General features: G+C 73.6%; 16 protein-coding genes and 1 tRNA gene. 11 read left to right on the top strand and 6 right to left on the bottom strand.

Translation table 11 applies throughout. The features are described 5' to 3' along the window. Positions 1 to 13: 13 nt before the first annotated feature. From WMF36_RS12785 to WMF36_RS12765, 5 genes are all read right to left on the bottom strand, one after another. Entirely contained in the window at positions 14 to 778 is a 765-nt protein-coding gene (locus WMF36_RS12785) for a hypothetical protein (RefSeq protein ID WP_437579874.1), read from the bottom strand. Continuing rightward, positions 768 to 2,069, bottom strand: coding sequence for an ABC transporter ATP-binding protein (locus WMF36_RS12780; protein ID WP_437579873.1), 1,302 nt, complete (start codon positions 2,067 to 2,069; stop codon positions 768 to 770). The genes WMF36_RS12785 and WMF36_RS12780 overlap by 11 nt, the downstream gene beginning before the upstream one ends. Continuing rightward, on the bottom strand, positions 2,066 to 2,806 hold the full coding sequence (locus tag WMF36_RS12775; protein ID WP_437579872.1) for a hypothetical protein: 741 nt from the start codon (positions 2,804 to 2,806) through the stop codon (positions 2,066 to 2,068). The genes WMF36_RS12780 and WMF36_RS12775 overlap by 4 nt, the downstream gene beginning before the upstream one ends. A gap of 195 nt (positions 2,807 to 3,001) precedes the next feature. After that, positions 3,002 to 4,291, bottom strand: coding sequence for a formylglycine-generating enzyme family protein (locus WMF36_RS12770; protein WP_437579871.1), 1,290 nt, complete (start codon positions 4,289 to 4,291; stop codon positions 3,002 to 3,004). A 4-nt stretch (positions 4,292 to 4,295) separates the two neighbouring features. Continuing rightward, complete coding sequence (locus WMF36_RS12765; protein WP_437581899.1) at positions 4,296 to 5,741, bottom strand: sigma-54-dependent transcriptional regulator; 1,446 nt, start codon at positions 5,739 to 5,741, stop codon at positions 4,296 to 4,298. 351 nt (positions 5,742 to 6,092) lie between these two features. On the opposite strand from WMF36_RS12765, the gene WMF36_RS12760 reads away from it, so the two are divergent. From WMF36_RS12760 to cyaY, 10 genes are all read left to right on the top strand, one after another. Beyond that, complete coding sequence (locus WMF36_RS12760) at positions 6,093 to 6,899, top strand: tetratricopeptide repeat protein (RefSeq protein WP_437579870.1); 807 nt, start codon at positions 6,093 to 6,095, stop codon at positions 6,897 to 6,899. A 145-nt stretch (positions 6,900 to 7,044) separates the two neighbouring features. Next, positions 7,045 to 8,259 carry a hypothetical protein gene (locus WMF36_RS12755; protein WP_437579869.1) on the top strand — a complete coding sequence of 405 codons (1,215 nt, stop codon included), beginning with the start codon at positions 7,045 to 7,047 and terminating at the stop codon, positions 8,257 to 8,259. Then, positions 8,256 to 9,512 carry a hypothetical protein gene (locus tag WMF36_RS12750; protein WP_437579868.1) on the top strand — a complete coding sequence of 419 codons (1,257 nt, stop codon included), beginning with the start codon at positions 8,256 to 8,258 and terminating at the stop codon, positions 9,510 to 9,512. The genes WMF36_RS12755 and WMF36_RS12750 overlap by 4 nt, the downstream gene beginning before the upstream one ends. Before the next feature lie 11 nt (positions 9,513 to 9,523). Then, positions 9,524 to 10,102 (top strand): hypothetical protein, encoded by a 579-nt coding sequence (locus tag WMF36_RS12745; protein WP_437579867.1) that lies wholly within the window; start codon positions 9,524 to 9,526, stop codon positions 10,100 to 10,102. A gap of 147 nt (positions 10,103 to 10,249) precedes the next feature. Beyond that, on the top strand, positions 10,250 to 10,951 hold the full coding sequence (locus tag WMF36_RS12740) for a response regulator (RefSeq protein ID WP_437579866.1): 702 nt from the start codon (positions 10,250 to 10,252) through the stop codon (positions 10,949 to 10,951). A 3-nt stretch (positions 10,952 to 10,954) separates the two neighbouring features. Beyond that, on the top strand, positions 10,955 to 12,328 hold the full coding sequence (locus WMF36_RS12735) for a histidine kinase dimerization/phospho-acceptor domain-containing protein (RefSeq protein ID WP_437579865.1): 1,374 nt from the start codon (positions 10,955 to 10,957) through the stop codon (positions 12,326 to 12,328). Positions 12,329 to 12,612: 284 nt separating this feature from the next. After that, positions 12,613 to 13,353: a polyprenyl diphosphate synthase gene (gene uppS, locus WMF36_RS12730; RefSeq protein ID WP_437490083.1), complete on the top strand. Its 741-nt coding sequence runs from the start codon at positions 12,613 to 12,615 to the stop codon at positions 13,351 to 13,353. 100 nt (positions 13,354 to 13,453) lie between these two features. Beyond that, positions 13,454 to 13,527 (top strand) — tRNA-Arg (locus WMF36_RS12725). A 64-nt stretch (positions 13,528 to 13,591) separates the two neighbouring features. Continuing rightward, complete coding sequence (locus WMF36_RS12720) at positions 13,592 to 13,873, top strand: hypothetical protein (protein WP_437579864.1); 282 nt, start codon at positions 13,592 to 13,594, stop codon at positions 13,871 to 13,873. A 107-nt stretch (positions 13,874 to 13,980) separates the two neighbouring features. Next, on the top strand, positions 13,981 to 14,319 hold the full coding sequence (gene cyaY, locus WMF36_RS12715; protein ID WP_437579863.1) for an iron donor protein CyaY: 339 nt from the start codon (positions 13,981 to 13,983) through the stop codon (positions 14,317 to 14,319). A 10-nt stretch (positions 14,320 to 14,329) separates the two neighbouring features. Here cyaY and WMF36_RS12710 read toward each other — a convergent pair whose 3' ends face one another. Continuing rightward, a complete protein-coding gene (locus tag WMF36_RS12710) occupies positions 14,330 to 15,934 on the bottom strand; it encodes a hypothetical protein (RefSeq protein ID WP_437579862.1) in 1,605 nt (534 codons plus the stop codon). A 438-nt stretch (positions 15,935 to 16,372) separates the two neighbouring features. Between WMF36_RS12710 and WMF36_RS12705 the strand changes: the two genes are divergently transcribed. Continuing rightward, on the top strand, positions 16,373 to 18,580 hold the full coding sequence (locus tag WMF36_RS12705; protein WP_437490079.1) for a pseudouridine synthase: 2,208 nt from the start codon (positions 16,373 to 16,375) through the stop codon (positions 18,578 to 18,580). The last annotated feature ends 72 nt before the right edge of the window (positions 18,581 to 18,652 follow it).

The raw sequence follows: 18,652 nt of genomic DNA, 5'->3' as shown, positions 1-18,652 counted from the left end.
CCGGCCCACAACGCTACTCCCTGCAGCGAGCGGACGCGGCGAGCACGAGAAGAACGGCGCTCAGCGCGAGCAAGCCGGCGCTCGCCGGCTGCCCGAGCCCGAGCGGCGAGGGACCGCCGAGGAGGTTCACGGCATTGCCCCGGGGCATCAGCGCGCCGACCACCCCGGCCGAGCCCCCGAACAGGAAGTCGGCCGCGAGCGGCACGAAGCGGCCGAGGCCGCGCCGGAGAAAGGTCGCGCCGAGCGAGAACCAGCCAGCGTAGGCGGCGCCGGTGAGCGCGCCGATCCACCCACTGATGAGCATGTCTCGGATAAACGGCGCAGCGCCGGGGCCCCGGGCGGCCGCGACGACAACAACGGCGAGCAACGCGCCCACCAGAGCGGCGGTGAGGGCTGTGGCCAGAGCGATGCCGAGCGCGACATGGTGGGAGGAAGCGCCGAAGCGGGCCGCCGGCCAGGCCGCGTCACGCAGCGCGGTCCGATCGGCGGCGTCAGCGGCGAGGGCGAAGATCGTGATCGGCGTGACGAGGCGGAACGTGGCGAGCAGCGCCCGGTCGACGGCCCCGGAAGACCCGAAAGCGACCTCGATGACCGCCGCCGTGGCGGCGAGCGCGACGCCGAGACCGAGCGCCAGCAGCGGGCGCCGCGCACGGAGGCGGCTCAGGGCCATCTCCATCCCGAGCCGGACGCCCACCAGCGCGGGCGTCCTCCGCTCGGAGCCCCCCGCCGCAGGAGGCACAGGCTGCGCTGCTTCGACCGGGGCGCTCTCACCTATCATGCTGGCGTCCTGCCTCCGTGGCGTGCGGCGAGCCGTCCGTCACCGGCGCGTCGGACCCGATCTGTCCGCCAGAAGCGGTGCCGCCGGGCGCCGCCGGCTGCATGTCTGCGGGCGCTGCGCCGGGCAGGATCGGGCTGGGCAGCGGCGGGCCGGGCGGCTCCTGGCCGGGTGGCGCCCGCACGTCGAACGCCGCAACGGCGACCGGACCCTGGGGCGGCGCGCCGGGCAGCGGCGCAGCGCCTGCACCCACAGGCGCGCCGAAGGACCGGGCCGGGCGAACGGCGGCCAGATGCAGCGCGGTCGCAGCCCGCACGTCGTGCAGCGACGGGGCCGGGGAAGAGATCGCGATCAGCGTGACGTCCTCCCGGGCAGCCGCATCCAGGATCGCGAGCGCCGCCGCCTCCCGGTCCGCAGCCCGGATCCGCAGCGTCGAGGACGCCTCGACCGGCCCCTGCTCCCACGCGCCCGCGCGGACGGCGGGAGAGCCCGCGAACACGGCGGCGAGCGCGCGAGCGCCGGGCGCGCCGGGCGCCCGCTCATGGACCAGCACGTGGAGCTCGACCTCGGACCCCGCGGCGCCGGGCGCGGCCGAGCGCGGAGCGCCGGCGAGGCGCTCGCCGTCGCCGGGCTCGGTCCGGGCGACGACGCCGCGATCGAGCACGTGGATGCGATCCGCGAGGGCGCTCGCGTCCACCGTCGAGGACGTGATGAGAACGACGCAGGCGCCGCCCGCCGCGAGCGCGCGCAGGCGCTCGCGGACCGGCGCCGGCGACGGCACGGCGACGTCGGCGAACGGCTCGACGAGGCAGAGCAGGAGCGGCTGGGGCACCCCCAGGGCGAGCGACAGCTCGATCGCCCGGGCCTCGGCGAAGCTCAGCGAAGCCCTGCGGCGGGCGAGGAGCGGCGCGAGGCCGAGCGGATCGAGCAACGCCGCGGCGCGGCTCGCGGGCGCGCCGCGGGCCCGGAGCGCCACGGACATGCAGGAGGCGACCGACGCGCCGTCGGGCAGCTCCGGGGCGATGGAGAGCACGCCGATCCGCGCCCGCGTCGCCGCGCTCCGGAACGGGTCGCGCCCCGCCACGAGGACGCGGCCGGCGAGGGGCGCGGCGCGCCCGGCGAGCACCTCGGCGAGGGCCAGCGTCCCGTCCTCCGGAGCGCCGAGGACCGCGTGCACGCCCGGGCCGAGCGCCGCCGCCGCGCCGGAGAGGCTCCCCCGGGGGCGCCCCGCCTCGCCGGCGCTGTCGCGCGCGCGCACGCCCTCGAGCACCACGATGGGCCCGCCCGGGATCATCCGGCGGGGGCCCCGGCCGAGCGGGCCGCGAAGGAGAGGAACGCGCCGAGCGCGCCCGGGATCGACCACCTCGAGTCGCCGGCGAGGTCGGCGAGGGCCCAGGGGACGAGGGTCAGCGCCAGGAACAGGGCGCGCCCTCGCGCGCCGGCGATGCGGCCGCTCGCCGCGGCGAGGCCGCCGAGCGTCACGCCGGAAACGACGCCGAACAGGGCGAGCGCGGCGCCGAAGGCGAGGTGATGGAGGGCGAGCAGCGCCGAGCCGGAGAGGAGCGCCGCGAGCGCCGAGAGCACGGCCAACGGGAGCGCCACGACGCGCGCGATCTCCAGCATCGCGGCGAGGCTGCGCGCGCCGTGGAGCGAGGCCCGCGAGATCCCCCGCGCGGCGGCGAGCGCCTCGATGCCGTCGCGGCGGTCCGACGCGGGCCGATCGTGCGCCGCGGCGAGGGCGATGGGGCCGGCGGCCGCCCACGCGAGCCCACGCGCCGCGGACCCGAGCAGGCCCTCCAGTGCCGTCGTCCCGTCGTCCAGCCGGAGCACGAGCGCCGTGACGCCGTACCCGAGCGAGATCAGCGCCGCCATGGCGAGGCCGAGCTGCCCGCCGCGCGCGCTGCGCAGCCGCGCGCAGCCGAGCGCGACCGCGGCGCGCAGCGCCTTCCGCACGGCCGCGCGCCGCCGCCCGGGATCGTCCGGGCGCCTGCTCGGCGCATCGCGCGGTTCGGGATCGTGCGGGCGGGTCATCGAAGGGGGCGTGCGGACAGAGCGGCGGCGACGCGCGCCGCTAGCGCTGCCCTTCCAGGCGCGCGGGCGCAAGGCCAATGTGGCACGCGCCAGGGCGCGCCGTTGGAATGTGGTCGTCGCCGTACGCCGGCGCCACCCCCGCCGCGAGCGGGGAGGAGCCTCTGCGCGCAGCGGGAGCCCCCTGCCCTAGTCGCCCTAGTCGAACGAGAGCCCGCGACGGCCCTTGTGCTTGCGCTTGCGCTCCTTGTCGGCGACGCCGATCTTCCCCCACTCGTAGGTGATGCGACGGCGGAAGACGCCCAGCGCATCGCCGCCGTAGAGCAGGAGCTCGCGCGGCGAGTCCGTCTCCCCGATCGTGGGCTCCCAGAGGTCCGACGGGACGAACGCGAGCAGCGCGGGCGCGCTCAGGTGCATCCGCGCGATGAGGAGCCCGCACGTCGCCTTGTCGCCCGGCCGCGCTCGCTTCGCGCGCTTGCCGCGCCCACGCGGCCCCTCTTTCGCGCCGCCCGGGCGCACACAGCCGCCGCCGAGCACGAGCTCCTCGTTTCCCCGGGGGTGCCAGGTCCACATGCGCTCGACCTCGAACGCATCCTCGGACGATCCGGCCTGGGCCGCGGCGCGCACCTCCTCCGGAGCGAGCTGCGCGAGCTGCGCCGCGACGCGCGCGTCGAGGAGCGGCTCCAGCCGGAGCGGGCGATCGCGCGTCACCTCGAGCACCACCTCGAAGCTGTTCGCCTCCCCGGCGCAGCAGCGCACGCCGACCTCGGGGCGGCGCGTGTCCGGCTTGACGCCGCGCCCGTGGGCGCAGCGCCCCACGAGATCGCCCGAAGGCCCGTTGCCCCCGCGCAGCGTCACGAGCCCCGGCTTGCCGCTGTCCCGCTGCCACTGGCTCGAGGTCCAGGTCCAGACACCGCCATGGAGATCGTGCACCCCGAACGCGCTCGCGCACCCTGCGTTCACCCCGTTCGGCGTCAGCACCCGGCTCTGCCCGGTCGCGCACACCGACGCCTTGTACGCGTCGCCGTACTCGTAGGTGGTGTTCGCCGGCCCCTTGCAGGCCCGCTCGACCTCGAGCTCCGTGCAGAGGCGCTTGCCCTGCGCCTCGCAGAGAGCGCGCGCCTCGTCCTGCGTGATGTTCGTGGTCGGGATCGCGCCGACCTCGTTGGGGTACGAGAAGACGTCGATGTAGAAGCCGTGCATCACGACCTGCGCGCCCGCCATCTCCTCGTCGGCGATGCGCGGCAGCCGGTCCGGCGGCGTGCCCGCGATGAGCACGCCCTTCGGGATCCACGCCATGCCGGGGCGCGGCTCCGGCTCGGCCTGGCCCACGTCCCAGGGCGGCGCGGCGTCGAGGTCCGCGTCCGTGCCAGGCGAAGCGCCGCCGCGCTCGCACCCGAGAGAGGCCGAGAGGACGGCGAGCGACACGGCGGCCGCGAGGGCCTTCCCCCTCGGCGTGCGGACGGAGCGCTGCTCGCCGGGGCCCACGGGCTCACTCGGGGTCGCGTTCGCGGAGGTTCAGCTCCTTCATCTTGAGCTGAAGCCCCTTGCGCGAGATCTTGAGGAGCCGCGCGGCGTGGGTGACGTTGCCGTGCGTCTGCTTGAGGGCGCGCTCGATGAGGTCGCGCTCCAGCTTGCTCATCGCCGCCTTGACCTGCTCCTTCAGACCGTCGGGCGTCGACGGCGCGAGGGAGGTGTCCGCGGCCGCGGCCGCGAGCGGCAGCGAGGCGCCGGGCGCCGACGTGGCGCCGCTGCGGATCTCCTCCGGCAGGTCGTCGAGGCGGATGCGCGCGCCGTCGGCGAAGAGCAGCGCGCGCTCGACGACGTTCTCGAGCTCGCGGATGTTCCCCGGCCACGCGTGCGACGACAGGCGCTCGAGCGCGTCGGGCTCGATGCCCTCGATGCTCTTCTTGAGGCGCGCGTTGAACTTCGCGACGAAGTGGGCGCAGAGGTGGGGGATGTCACTCCTCCGATCGCGCAGCGCAGGGAGCGCGATCGGGACGACGTTGAGCCGGTAGAAGAGGTCTTCGCGGAACGTTCCCACAGCGATCTCTCGCTTGAGATCGCGGTTCGTGGCGGCGACGAGCCGGACGTCGACGTGGATGGTCTTGATGCCCCCTACCCGCTCGAACTCGCTCTCCTGCAGGACGCGCAGGAGCTTCACCTGCATCTCGTTCGGGATCTCGCCGATCTCGTCGAGGAAGAGCGTCCCGCCGGAGGCGAGCTCGAAGCGCCCCGGCTTGGAGCCGACCGCGCCCGTGAAGGCGCCGCGCTCGTAGCCGAAGAGCTCCGACTCCATGAGATCCTTCGGGATGGCCGCGCAGTTGACCTTGATGAACGGCCGGTCGCGCCGGCTGGAGTTCTCGTGCAGCGCCCGCGCGACGAGCTCCTTCCCGGTGCCGCTCTCGCCGCTGATGAGCACCGTGGTCGGCGTGTCGGCGACCCGCTCGAGGATCGCGTAGAGCTCCTGGATCGGCGGGCTCTCACCGATGATGCCGAAGCGGTCGGAGCCCCCGCGGAGCGGCGCCGCGGAGACGTCCCGCGTGGCGTCCGCGCTCGCGAGATCGCGGGTGCGGAGGGCCTTCTTCACGACGACGCGCACCTCGTTCTGATCGAACGGCTTCGTGATGTAGTCGAACGCGCCCGTCTTGAGCGCCTCGACGGCGTTGTCGACGGTCCCGTGCGCTGTGAGGAGCACGACGGGGCGCGAGGGGTCGTCGCGGAGCGCGGCCCGGAGCAGGTCCATGCCGTCGACCTTGGGCATCCGGAGATCGGTGATGACCAGATCGATGTGGTGCTCCTTCAGGAACGCGAGCCCTTCCTCGCCGTCTTCGGCGGTGTGGACCTCGTAGCCATCCCGGCCGAGCTGGGCGCTGAGGACCCGCCGGAGGTTCGCCTCGTCATCGACGACGAGGATCTGCTTCTTTTCGGGGAGCATCACAGGGCGAGACTAGCAGAACCGGCAACCGGGCAAGCGCCGTGACCGCCCCTTGATGCGCCAGGTGGGCCGCCGCGCGCGCGACGTGCGCGTCCTCGACACCGCGCACCGCGCGCCTCGTGGTCGCGCCGACGGGCGCTCCGGGGCTCCTGCCCGCCGCCTCGCTCGGCCGCCCGTCCTGCCGGTCGACGGGCCGAACGCATTGCCCCGAAGTCCGCCGTGATTCCTTTTTCTCGCTGCCGGCGAGACGGATCAGTATGCTGCGCCCACTTCTCGTGGAGGGCGGCTCGGATGCGTGTGCTTCGGACTTGGCTGGTCGGTCTCGGCGCGGGGATGTTCCTCGCTGCGGGGTTGGCCGTAGCAGGAGATCCGGCCATCGAGTACCCCGAGTGCTACCGCACCGCCACGCCTGCGGACCTGGAAGGCGCCAAGGGCGCGCACAAGGCCGCCACGCAGTTCTACGAGCGGGCCGACTACGACCGCGCCATCCAGTACTGGAAGGACGCTTACCAGCTCGACTGCACGGCGCACCCCGTGCTCATCAACATCGCCAACGCGTACGAGAAGAAGGGCGACCGCGCCGAAGCGGTCGCCGCGCTGGAGACGTACCTCGCCCGCACGCCGGACGCGAGCGACACCCAGACGATCCGGGACAAGATCCAGAATCTCAGGAACGCCATCCGGCCGGCGCCGACCCCGACCGCCAGCGCGTCCGCGTCGGCAGCCGTGCCGCCTCCGACGGATCCCACCGCCTCGGCGGTCCCGAGCTTCCCCGTGGAGCCACCTCCCCCGCCGCTGCCCCCCTATGGCTATGCCCCGTGGGTCGCGACGGGCGCCGGCGTCGTCACGCTGCTGGTCGGCGGGATCCTGACCTCGAGCGGCTTCGCGGACATCGGCGCCGCCGAGGACAGCTGCCCGTCGCGCATCAACTGTGAGCCGGACGCGGCCGATCAGGGCAACCAGGGCCGCACCCACGCGACCGTTGGCGGCGTGCTCCTCGGGCTCGGCGCTGCCGGCGTCGCCGGAGGCCTCATCTGGGAGCTCGGGTTCAATCAGCCCCGGCCGGTCTCCGGCATGCCTGCGCCCGCCGCCGGGGTCCGGCTGACCCCGATCGCCGGTCCAGGCGCGGCCGGGCTTGGCGTGTCCGGCCGCTTCTGAGCAGGCTTCCCGGCGAGCCGCTGGCCTCCGTGCGGGCGCAGGTGCGACACGGCCGGCTGCCCCGGCTCGGCGAGATTCGCCGGCACGGGGAACGAGGGACCGCAGGCGGACGAGCGATCGCCGGCGTATCGTCTACTCTTCTACCGTGCGCCTCCGCTCCTCCGCCCGCCTGCTCCTGACAAGGTGCTCTCTGAACAGGACCGCGCTTCCGGGCGCGCTGCTCGCCGCGCTGTCGGTCGCGGGGCCGGCGGTGCTCGCCGGCGGGCAGGACCCGGCGCCCGCGCTCTCGCGGGTCGGTCGTCTCCTCGTGCCCGCGGCGCTCGCGGCGCCCGCTCCGCGTTCCGCGGCCGCCAGGGTCGCGATCCTCGCGACCTCGCCGGGGGCCGCCCGGACGACGCTCCACATCGCCGCCGTCGGAGGCGCCCAAGCCGGCCCCGCGCTCGCCACGATCCAGCACCTGAGCGACGCGGTGGTCCGCGCCCGCGTCGTGCCGCGAACGTCGATCGTCGTCGCGACCGCCGACACGAGCCCGGCCCGCGATCGCTCGTTCAACGCGAGCCTCTTCCGCATCGAGCCGCACGCGGAGCCCGTCGCGCTCTGCGACGGCGTGGTGCACGCGAGCCGCCCGCTGGTCACCGCCGGCGGGCGCGTCTTCGTCTCGCGCGGCGTGGCCGGCCCGGAGCCGCCGAGGGACGGCGACCTCGCGCGGCTGCGGGTCGACGCGCTCACCATCGACGAGGTCGACCTCGCCACCGGCGCGACGCGCACCGCGCACAGGCACACGGGCTACCTCGCCTTCCTCGCCGGCGAGTGGAACGGCGAGCTCGTCGTCTACCGCGTCTCCCCCGGATCGGCCGACATCGTCCTCGTCAACCCCGACTCCGGCACGACGCGCGTGATCGCCCCGTCGATCCCGCCGTTCGCCCGCGATTTCTCGATCGACGCGGCGACGGGCGCGCTCGTGTTCCAGGAGCGGCACGAGACAAATCCCGGCATGTGGGTCATCGATCGCATCGATCTCGCACGAGGCAAGCGCACCCGGCTCGAGGTGAGCGCGAGCAACGGCCTCGCCCCGCACGTCTGGCCGGGCGGCGGGCTCGCGTACACGCCCACGCGCGCCACCGGGCTCTTCCTGGTCGGCGCCCGCGCGACGGTCCGCGGCCCGCTCGGCGCCGGCGTCGACGCCATCCAGGCCGTCTCGTCCGACGCGGCGTGGGTGGCCGCGCTGCACACGAACCCCTCCGCGTTCGCCGTGCCGTTCGCGATCCACGTGGAGAGCGGGGAGGTCGCCGCGATCCCCGCGCCGTCCGGGGCGCGCATCGCCGTCGCCGGCTTCACCACCGCGAAGGAGGAGCCGTGAGGGGTCGCCTGCTCCTGATCCCGGCGGCGCTCTCCGCGGCCGCGCTGGTCGCGCCGGCCGCCCGCGCGGCGTACTGCCCCTGCTTCACCGCGTCGAGCGCCTACAACGATCGCGGCTGCGCGATCGAGGCCGTGCCCGGGATCAACCCATCGGTCGCGGAGTGGAACGCCATCTTCGACCGCGTCTCGCGGGGCCCCGCGGCCTGGGGGGACGCCGGCCCGGCGACCTTCGACCTGGGCCAGGGCTGCGATCAACCGGAGGCGCCGCGGCAGATCCCCGCAGCCTTCCCCTGCGAGCTGCTGAAGGCGATCGCCATGCAGGAGTCGGGGTGGCAGCAGTTCTGCGAGCCGGACCGGCCCATGGACCAGGCGGGGGCGAGCTCGCGGACGATCATCTCGTTCGACTGCGGCTACGGCGCGTCGCAGATCACGAGCGGCATGCGCAGCGGCGATAGCCCCGATTTCGATCCGCGCCGCGTGGCCGCCGACCCGACCTACAACGCGGCCACCGGCACGCACATCCTCGCGATGAAGTGGAAGGCCACGCGCTGCGTCGGCGACCGGCAACCGGCGATCGTCGAGCACTGGTACAGCGCCGTGTGGGCCTACAACGGGCTCTCGTACGTGAACAACCCGAACAACCCCAACTACGACGCGGGGCGCGGCGTCTACGATCCGGCGATCGGCGGCGCGGTTCCGTACCAGGAGCGGGTGTTCGGCCGGATGGAGCACACCGGCGAGCGCTGGGAGAGGACCGAGGTCGCCTACCCGGCCCTGGGCGAGATCGGCGGCAGCGGCGCGCCGGCCGCGCTCTCCGATCCGCGCTGCGCTTCGCCGACGGACTGCACGCGCACGCGCCCCCTCCACGTCACGCGCTGCGCGGACGACGGCGGCGCGGGTGGCGACGGCGGCGCGGGTGGCGATGGCGGCAGCGGCGGCGCGGGCGGCGCGGGCGGCAGCGACGGCAGCGGCGGCAGCGGCGGAACAGGTGGCGCGGGCGGCAACGGCGGACCGGACGGCAACGCTGGAGGGACGTCCGTCACGGCAGGCCAGGGAGGATCCGGAGGCCCCTTGGACGACGAGGAGAACGACGACGAGACGACCTCGACGACGGTGGGCATCCACGGCCGGTGCTCCTGCGACGTGCCCGGGAGCGGCGCCGCCGCCGGCGCGGCGTCCTGGATGGCGCTCGGCGCCGGAGCGCTCGCCGCGGCGTGGCGGCGGAGGCTTCCGAGGCGTCGTCGCACGGACTAACCTCGCCGCTCATGCCACCTTCGCTCGGATCCGAGCTCATCGCAGCGTGGGCTGCCCGGCGTGGCCTCGCCTTCACCTCGCGCCCCGACGAGGCCTGGTTCCGTCGCTGGGAGCCGTATGACACGATCGCGCCCCCCTCCGCCTACCTCTCCGCGTGCACGTGGACGGCGAACCCCGGGCACGCCGTCATCGCCGAGCCCTGGTACGCGGACGGCGAAGCCGAGCCGATCGAGCGATCGCTGCTCGGCTTCGCGACGCACCCGGCGCTCCAGCACCGCGCCGCGATGCGCGTCGGCGAGCATTTCCTGACCCGCGTCGCCTTCATCGAGAGCCCCCCGCCGGCCAGGGTCGTCCTCGACGACGCCCTCTGGGACGCCCACGTGACGACCTTCGCCGCATCCCGGCGCGAGGCCGCCGCCGCGTTCCCTCCGCGCCTGCGGAAGCTCCTCGCCCGCCGCGGCTTTCAGGGGCACATCGAGCTCCGCCCCGGCGGGCTCGTCGTGCACTGCGCCGGCCTGCGGCCCACCCCCGAGCACTACGACCGGCTGCTCGGCATCGTGCGCGAGCTCGTCAACGCGGCGCTCCCGTGAACGCGAGGCGCCCGTGAGCGCTCCGTAAGCTCCCGTAATCCCACGCAATCACGCGTAAACACGCGTAAACACGCAACAATGGGACAACGCGGCCCCGCCGGCCAGCCCTGTCGACGCGTCCGCCGCGCCGTTCTAGGCTCCCCGATCATGGCCAAGGTCCTGGTCGTCGAGGATGAGCCGGCCATCGCCGAGTCCATCGCCTATTTCCTGCGCCGCGACGGGTTCGCGGCCACGGTCGCCACCACGCTCGCGGCCGCGGAGCGGGAGATCGACAAGGCGGACCTCATCATCCTCGACCTGATGCTCCCCGACGGCAGCGGCTTCGATCTCATCGGCCAGGTGCGGCGGAGCGCCGCGCGCGCCGCGATCATCGTCCTGTCGAGCCGCGACAGCGAGGCCGACCGCGTCGCCGCGCTCGAGACCGGCGCCGACGACTACGTGACCAAGCCGTTCTCGCCGCGGGAGATCGTCGCGCGGGTGCGCGCCGTCCTGCGCCGCGCCGCGCGACCGTCGCTGTCCGACGCCGCCCCCACGCCGCTGCCGCTCATGGTCGACGAGGCCACGCGACGGGCGCACGTCAACGGCCAGAAGGTCGACCTCACCCGCGTCGAGTTCGATCTGCTCGCCTGCATGCTCGCCGTGCCGGGCAGGGTGTTCACGCGCGCGCAGCTCATCGACCGGGTCTGGGGCGACGGGTTCGCGATCACCGACAGGACCATCGACTCGCACGTGAAGGGGCTCCGGAAGAAGGTCGTCGAGGCCGGGGGCGACGCCGACCTCATCGAGACGGTGCGCGGCGTCGGCTACCGCGTCACCGACAAGCCGAGCCCCACGGAAGGCGGCGGCTAGCTCATGGTGCGCCTCGTCGTCACCGCGGCGGCGGCGGTCTCGATCATCCTGCTCGTCGCGCTGTTCGCCTCCCGCCTCGTCCGGGCCCGGACGGCCGGGATGAGCATCCGGATGCAGATCTTCATCGCGCTCGGCGGCATCGTCGGCGCGTTCGCGTTCGGGCTCGGGCTGCTCGTCATCGATCGCATCGAGGCGCGCGCGACGCTGCTCGCCGAGGGCAGCGCGCGCGACGAGGCGGCCGCGTTCGCCGCCGTCGCCGCGATGGAGATGGAGGTCCGCGGCGTCGACCTCGCGGCCGTGCGCGCGCTCGACGGCGAGGCCGACGGCCCCACCGCCCAGAGCATCGCGCTGCTCGACCCGGAGGGGCGCGTGCTCCGGGCGCGCGGCGCCTCGCCGGGCGAGCCCGGCACCGTCTTCGTGACCGCGCCCATCGAGGTCCGCGGCCGGCGCGTCGGGAGCGTCCAGGTCGTGAAGCCGACCATCGTGGTGCAGCGGATGGTCGCCGACTTTGCCCCGCCGATCCTCGTGATCAGCACGGTGCTCGGCGCCGCGGCGGCGCTCTCGTCCTTCCTGATCGGCCGCACCATCGCGACGCCGATCGAGGCGCTCACCGAGTTCGCCGTGCGCGTGAGCGAGGGGGAGGTGCGCGCGGCGCCGCCGCCGGCCCAGGGCCGCGAGGTCCACCGGCTGACGCGCGCCATCGACTCGATGCGGCGCCAGATCGAGGGCCGCCCCTTCGTCGAGACGTTCGCCGCGGATCTCTCGCACGAGCTCAAGAACCCGGTCGCCGCGATCCGCGCGAGCGCCGAGGTGCTCTCGGAGGCGCTCGACGACCCCGAGGAGGCGGCCCGCTTCGTCGCGCGCATCCGCGAGGCGATCACGCGGATCGAGGCGCTCCTCGGGGAGCTCCTGTCGCTCGCGCGCCTCGAGGCGCGCGGCGTGGAGCAGGCCGCGGTCGTCGACCTTGTCGCGATCGCGCAGGCCGCCGCCGCGCGGGCGCGCGAGCGCGGCAGCCGCGTCGAGATCGACACGCCGAGCTCGGCGACCGTGCGCGGCGACGAGCTCTGGCTGTCGCGCGCGCTCGACAACCTGCTCGACAACGCGCGCACGCACGGTGATGCCGCGGCCCCCATCCAGATCGCCGTGTCCCGCCTGGGCGGACAGGTCGCGATCGCGATCCGCAACCGCGGCGAGATCGGGCGGCACGTCGCTGGCCGCCTGTTCCGCCGGTTCGTGACGACCCGCGCCGACCGGGGCGGCACCGGCCTCGGCCTCGCGATCGTCAAGGCGATCGCCGAGGCCCACAGCGGCTCGGCCGAGTGCACCCACCGCGGGCCGCCCGCGGTCGAGTTCAAGATCTCGCTGCCGGGGGCCTGAGCTGGTGAACCCATGAGCTCCCCCGCTTCGCCTCACCTCCCCGGCGAACATCTTGGTTTCCGGGAGGTTTCCTCGATTTGACGCAGCGTCAAATCGATGCTGCGAAGGCGCGGCGGCGATCGGGCGGAGCGATCCGAGCGGCGCGCGCTAAGGTCGACGGACAGCGGCGCTCGAGCTCGCGCGCGCCATCCTCCACAGAACCTCCACAATCGCATCACCGTCGGCCCCCCCACCGCGCTCCTGCTCGGCGCAAAGTGCGTTGTCGTCCCCACCCAGGAAAGCCCATGACGTCCAGCACCCTCCCCAAGCACGTCGCGATCATCCTCGATGGCAATGGCCGCTGGGCAGCGGCTCGGGGCCTCGCCCGCATGCAGGGGCACCAGCACGGCGCGCAGGCCGTGCGCCTCTCGGTGCGCACCTGCCGCGATCGCGGCATCCCGTACCTCACGCTCTACGCGTTCAGCGTGGCGAACTGGTCGCGGCCCAAGGACGAGATCGACGCCCTGATGCGCATCTGCCAGGAGTTCGCCGAGGGGGAGCACGACGAGCTGATCCGGCGCGGCATCGCGGTGCAGGTGGTCGGCGACCTCGAGGAGATCCCGACCCCGACGCGGCGCGCGATGGAGAAGCTCGTGGAGGACACCTCGGGGGGCACCGAGATGACCCTGGCGCTCGCGCTGAGCTACGGCGGCCGCCGCGACATGGCAAACGCGATGCGCGCGCTCGCGGTCCGCGCGCGCGCCGGGCTGGTCATCCCGGAGGAGATCAACGAGAAGTCGCTCCGCAACTTCCTGACGACCAGCTCGATGCCGGATCCGGATCTCATCATCCGCACCGGCGGCGAGAAGCGGCTCAGCGACTTCCTGCTCTTCGAGGCCGCGTACGCGGAGCTGTTCTTCACCGACACGCTCTGGCCCGATTTCGACGAGGCGACCTTCGACGAGGCGCTCGAGACCTACGCCCGGCGGCAGCGGCGTTACGGCCGGACCGGCGAGCAGGTCCGGCGGCTGGCCGCGTCGAGCTGAACGAACATCGGCGGGGCGCCGCGCCCGTGCGCGCCCGCGTCGCTCGTGGCGCTCGATTCCGGGGCCGCGATGCAGTACGAAAGACGCGCTTGTCGTCCAAGCGCCCGTAGCTCAGCTGGATAGAGCAGCGGCCTTCTAAGCCGCGGGTCGCAGGTTCGAATCCTGCCGGGCGTGCCGAACGTTCTCGGTGCGTCGCTTGACGGTCCTGCCCGCAGCGGACCACCATGTTTCTGGAGTCATGGAAAAGCGGGGCGCGCTCGTGCTGGGAGGTCTGGTGCTGGGCGTGGCCTGCGCGCTCGCGGCAGGGCGGGTGCGCGCCCAGGTGGCCGCGCCGAGCGTCCCCGCCCCGCGATGGGAGCAGGATTGCGAGCAGACGCACGGCGTGGAGGAAGCCCGCGCCGTCGCCAAGGCTCGCGGGGAGAGCGGCTGGGAGCTCGTGGCGCTGGACGCCGGCGTGATGTGCTTCAAAAGGCCGGCCCCGGCGCCTCTGAAGCCGGCCGAGCCCTGGCCGGGCTACTGACGCATCGGCGCGGCGCGCGGCGCGCCCCTGCCCGCCGTTCGAGGCGGAGCGGCCCCCCGGGCGCTTCCCCGTACCGCCGGGGCGCGCGCCGTTGTAAGCCGATCGGCATGAGCGGAGAGCCCCTGTCGGAGCGAGAGTTCGACGCCGTGGCCGATCGGTCGCTAGGCGCGCTGGATCGGGCGATCAATGAGATCCCCGACGGCGTCGATGCCGACCTGCAGAGCGGCATCCTCACCCTGGAGTTCGAGGACGGCATCAAGTACATCGTCAACAGCCATCGCGCGGCGCGGCAGATCTGGATGGCCGCCGAGCGGGCCGCGTGGCACTTCGACTACCGGCAGTCCGAGGGCCGCTGGCTGGCGCAGAAGACCGGCGAGGAGCTCTGGAGCACGCTCGAGGCCGTGCTCTCCCGGAAGCTCGGCCGCGCCGTGAAGCTCGATCGCTGAGCCCCGCCGCTCACAGCGCGAAGCGGATGCCGAGCGCTCCGAGCGGGCCCGTCACGGAGGCGCCGACCCGCAGATCGAAGGCGACGCGGTCCCACGGGCGGAACGCGAGGCCGATCTCGGGGAAGAGGAGCCATGGATAGACGACCGGCTTCAGGCCCTGGGGCCTCCCCTTGGGACGGGTGAACCAGCTCGGCTCGACATAGCCGGGGTAATGATTCGCGTCGTAGTCGAGCTGGTTGCAGTACCGGAAGCTCCCGGCCGGGTTGTTCGGTCCGCGGCACTTCACGTAGCGGTACGGGTCTCCCGGCGCGAAGGAGCTCTGGTCGCCGGGGACGGCGTCGCCCGGGTACGCCTGGGTCCGGTAGAGCTCGCCCATGAACATCCAGCCCACGCCGAGGCCCGCCCCGACACGGAAGGCGAACAGCTCGTCGCGATCGAGCGGGATGTTCCAGACCAGGCGAACGTCCGCCTGGAGCGCCTGGAGATCGCTCTCGATGATCTCGTAGTCGGTGTCGGGGTGCCCCTTCGGCTTGAACGGCGTCTCGTGCAACCGGAAGCGCGCGTAGGCGACGGAGAAGACGAGATCGAACCGCCCGAGCCTCTTGGACAGCGAGACGTCTCCGCCGGGGAAGAGGGCATGCCGTCCGCCATCTCCGAAGAGCTCGAACAGGACCTGGGGGATGAAGAAGCCCCGAAAGCCGGCGCCGAGCCACACGTTCCGCTGCTTGCGCACGTCCGGCGGCGTGGGCTCGGGCATCTCTACCGGCGGCTTCGCCTTCTCCTCGGGGCTCGCCGCGACGCGCGGCTTGCCTTCGGCCGGCTTCGTCGCCACCGGCTTCGGCGGCTTCTTCTCCGGAGGCTTCGTCGCCACCGGCTTCGGCGGCTCCTTCTCCGGAGGCTTCGTCGCCACCGGCTTCGGCGGCTTCTTCTCCGGCGGCTTCGTCGCCACCGGCTTCGGCGGCTTCTTCTCCGGCGGCTTCGTCGCCGCGGGCTTCGGCGGCTTCTTCTCCGGCGGCTTCGGCGCCGCGGGCTTCGGCGGCAGATTCGTCGCGCTGGCCTTCGGCTTGAGGCGCAGCTTGATCACGCGCCGCTGCTTCTCCTTCAGCGAGATCTTCTGCGTGAACACCTCGTACCCATCGGCCCGGGCGACGATCACCAGCCGCTTGCCGGGATCGAATCGCTGCGGTCTCGAGGGATCGCGGATCGCCGCGCCGTCGATCTCGACGACGAGCCCCTCGTAGGGCTCCACCGGCGCAACGACGAGCGTCGGGATGCGCCCGTCGAGCTGCGTTGCCTTCTTCTTGGCCGATGTGATGGCCGCGACATCCCGCGCGTTGTAACCGGGCTGCTTTTTCTCGCTCGCGACCGTGTGATAGATCTCGCTGGCCCTCAGCATGTCGCCCTGCTTCACGTAGCAGTCGGCGAGCGGGACCGCAGAGCTCGGGCGATGCCGCTGGCTCTCGGCGGATTCGAGGAGCGGGATCGCCCTCGTGCATCGCCCGCCTTTGGCCGCGTTGATGCCCTGGTTCGCCTCCTTGTCGCCCGGCGCGGCGAGCGCCGCATGGGCGAACAGCAGAGCCAGGACGCCGAAGAGAGAAGCGATCGGAAGGCGCAAGAGGCGCTCAGTCTACCACCTCCCCCGCGGCGCGCGCGGGACGGACGCGCCCTCTGCGGCCGCGGATGTCGCGAACAGCGCGGCGGCCCGAGGTACGGAGCAGCGCGAGGCGCCGCCCACATTGGCGCCAGCATCACCAGTCGGCCGCCCCGACGGAGCGAGCGCGGCCTGGACGGCCCGCCGTCCGGGCAAATCGCGCAGGCCGCCGGGGAGACACGGGGCTTTGCCGGGATCCCGAGCGTCCCCCGGAAGCGTGCCCGGAACGCCGAAGCGCTGCAGACGAAAAGCTCGACGGACTCCTCTTTACACCTTCGACGCTGACCGAGAGCCCCTGTAAGCTCCCCCGGAATGGCTTCCGGCGCAGGTATCGAAGAACCGCACGGGCTGGGCGAGAGCACCAGCGCAGAGGGATCGGGCGGCGGCGTTTTGTCCGGACCCGTGCGGCGCACACTGAAGGCAGGCGAGATCCCGAACACCCTGATCGAGTGCGGGCACTCGGTCGAGTGCGCGGGCTGTCCGCTCATCGCAGGTGATTACGCAGAGCAGCTCAGCACGAAGCGCGCGCGGGTCGTGTCCGCCGCCGCGCACTACCCGTCGCTCCAGCTGCTCCAGACGAGCCCGGTCATCCCGGCCGATCCGATCACCGGCTATCGCGGTCGAGCGAAGCTCATCGTCGCCCCCTCCGGCGCGATCGGGCTGTACGGCCGCACGGGGCATCACGAGGTCGTCGACATCCCGGGCTGCAGGGTCCTCGCCCCGGCCCTCGCCGCGGTGACCTCGCGGCTCCGCGAGTTGATCGCGTCCCCACCGCCGGAGGTCCGGCCGCTGCTCCTGCCGTACGATCCGACGAGGGGCGGCGTGCTCCGCGCGCTCGATCTGCGCGAGGTCCACCTCGCGCCCGGGACGCCGCTCTTCGCGGAGATGGGCGCGACCGAGGACAACCCGGCGTTCGTGCTGATCACGTTCGTCCTCCAGCGCGAGCGCGCGTGCACGCGCGACGAGCTGCGGGAGGCCGGCCGCGCCATCCGCCAGATGCTCCCCCGCGTCATCGGCATCGCAGCGAACTTCCACGACGCGGAGGCGCCGCAGATCCTCGGGCCCGAGACGATCGTGCTCGATGGCGTCTCGCACGCGGAGGACCGGATCGGGCAGACCTACCACATCGCCGCGTTCGGCTCGTTCGTGCAGGCGCACCGCGCGCAGGCCGCGCGCGTGCACGCCCTCCTGCTCCGCGAGATCGCGTCGCTCGAGAACGACGGGCCCGTGATCGAGGGCGAGGCCCCGATGGGCCCGGCCTCCCGGCGCAAGGAGCCCCCGCGCATCCTCGATCTGTACGGCGGCTCGGGCGCGATCTCGCTCGCCCTGGCGCAGGGCGGCAACCGGGTCCTGATGGTCGAGTCGTTCGCGCCCGCGGCGGTGAACGCGCGCGCCGCGGCGGAGGCGCAGGGGCTGAGCCAGCGCATCGAGGTGCGCACCGGCGACGTCTCGGAGATCGTGAGCTCCCTCGTCAACAGCACGGAGAAGTTCGACGGCATCGTGGTGAACCCGCCGCGCCGCGGCGTCTCCCCGACGGCGCGCGAGGCGATCGCGCGCCTCGGCGCGCCGCTGCTCGTCTACGTCTCGTGCGATCCCGACACGCTCGCGCGCGACCTCGATCACTTCTGCCGCCTCGGGTACTCGTCGACGGAGCTCACCCCGCTCGACATGATCCCGCTCACGGAGGAGATCGAGACGATCGCCGCCCTCCGGAGGACGCCCCCTCCGGCGCCGAAGGTCATCTACGACGACGACGACGTGCTGGTCGTCGAGAAGGGCCCGCACGAGCCGGTGGCCACGCAGCCCGAGTACCTCGGCTCGCTGCTCGCCCGCTGCGCCCGCATCCCCGGCAACACCACGACGCCCGTCATCGTGCACGCGCTGGATCCGGGCACGAGCGGCCTGGTCATGCTGGCGCGCAACGAGGAGGCGGCCGCGCGCTGGGGCGAGGCGCTCACGAAGACGGGGCGCCTCATCTACCTGGCCGCGGCCAAGGGCGTCACGCCGGGCAAGGGCGCGATCACCCGCGATCTCCGCGAGGGGACGCGCACGTACACGGCGCGCACGCGCTACCGCCGCCTCGCGGTCGCCTCGGGCCACTCGATCCTCCGCGTCATCCCGGACGGCGGGCGCACGCACCAGATCCGGCGGCACCTCGCCGCGATCGGCCACCCGATCCTCGGCGACGAGCGCTACGGCCACGTGCCCACGAACCGCTACTTCGAGGAGAAGCACGGGCTCGATCGCTCGTTCGTGCACCTCGTGCGCATCGAGATCGAGCACCCCCGCACCGGGGTGAAGATGATCATCGAGTCGACGCTGCCCGGCGATCTGCGCTCGGCGCTCGAGCGCTCGACCGGGCCGTCGGTCCTCCGCTTCCTCGAGCAGAAGCACGCCCTCGGCGAGCAGCGGGCGGTCGCCGTGCTGACGACCACCACGGACGAGCCCGCTCCGAGCAGCAGGATGATCCCGTTGCGCACCGAGGACTCCGAGTCCGCGCCGCCCCCCTCCATCCGCAGCCCCGGGCCCATCTCGATCCGCGTCCCGGATCTGGACGAGTCGCCCCGGACCATCCGGCACCCCATCGTCTCGACCGGCGACGAGGACTGAGCGGCCCCGCGCCGCGCGCGGGCAGGAGACCGACCGGCCGGCCGTCGCGGCCCGTGGCGCGGCGGCGGCCAC

Origin of the sequence: Sorangium sp. So ce887, from assembly GCF_051521455.1 — a bacterium.
Taxonomy (GTDB): domain Bacteria; phylum Myxococcota_A; class Polyangia; order Polyangiales; family Polyangiaceae; genus Sorangium.
This window is presented reverse-complemented; position numbering and strand designations above follow the sequence as displayed.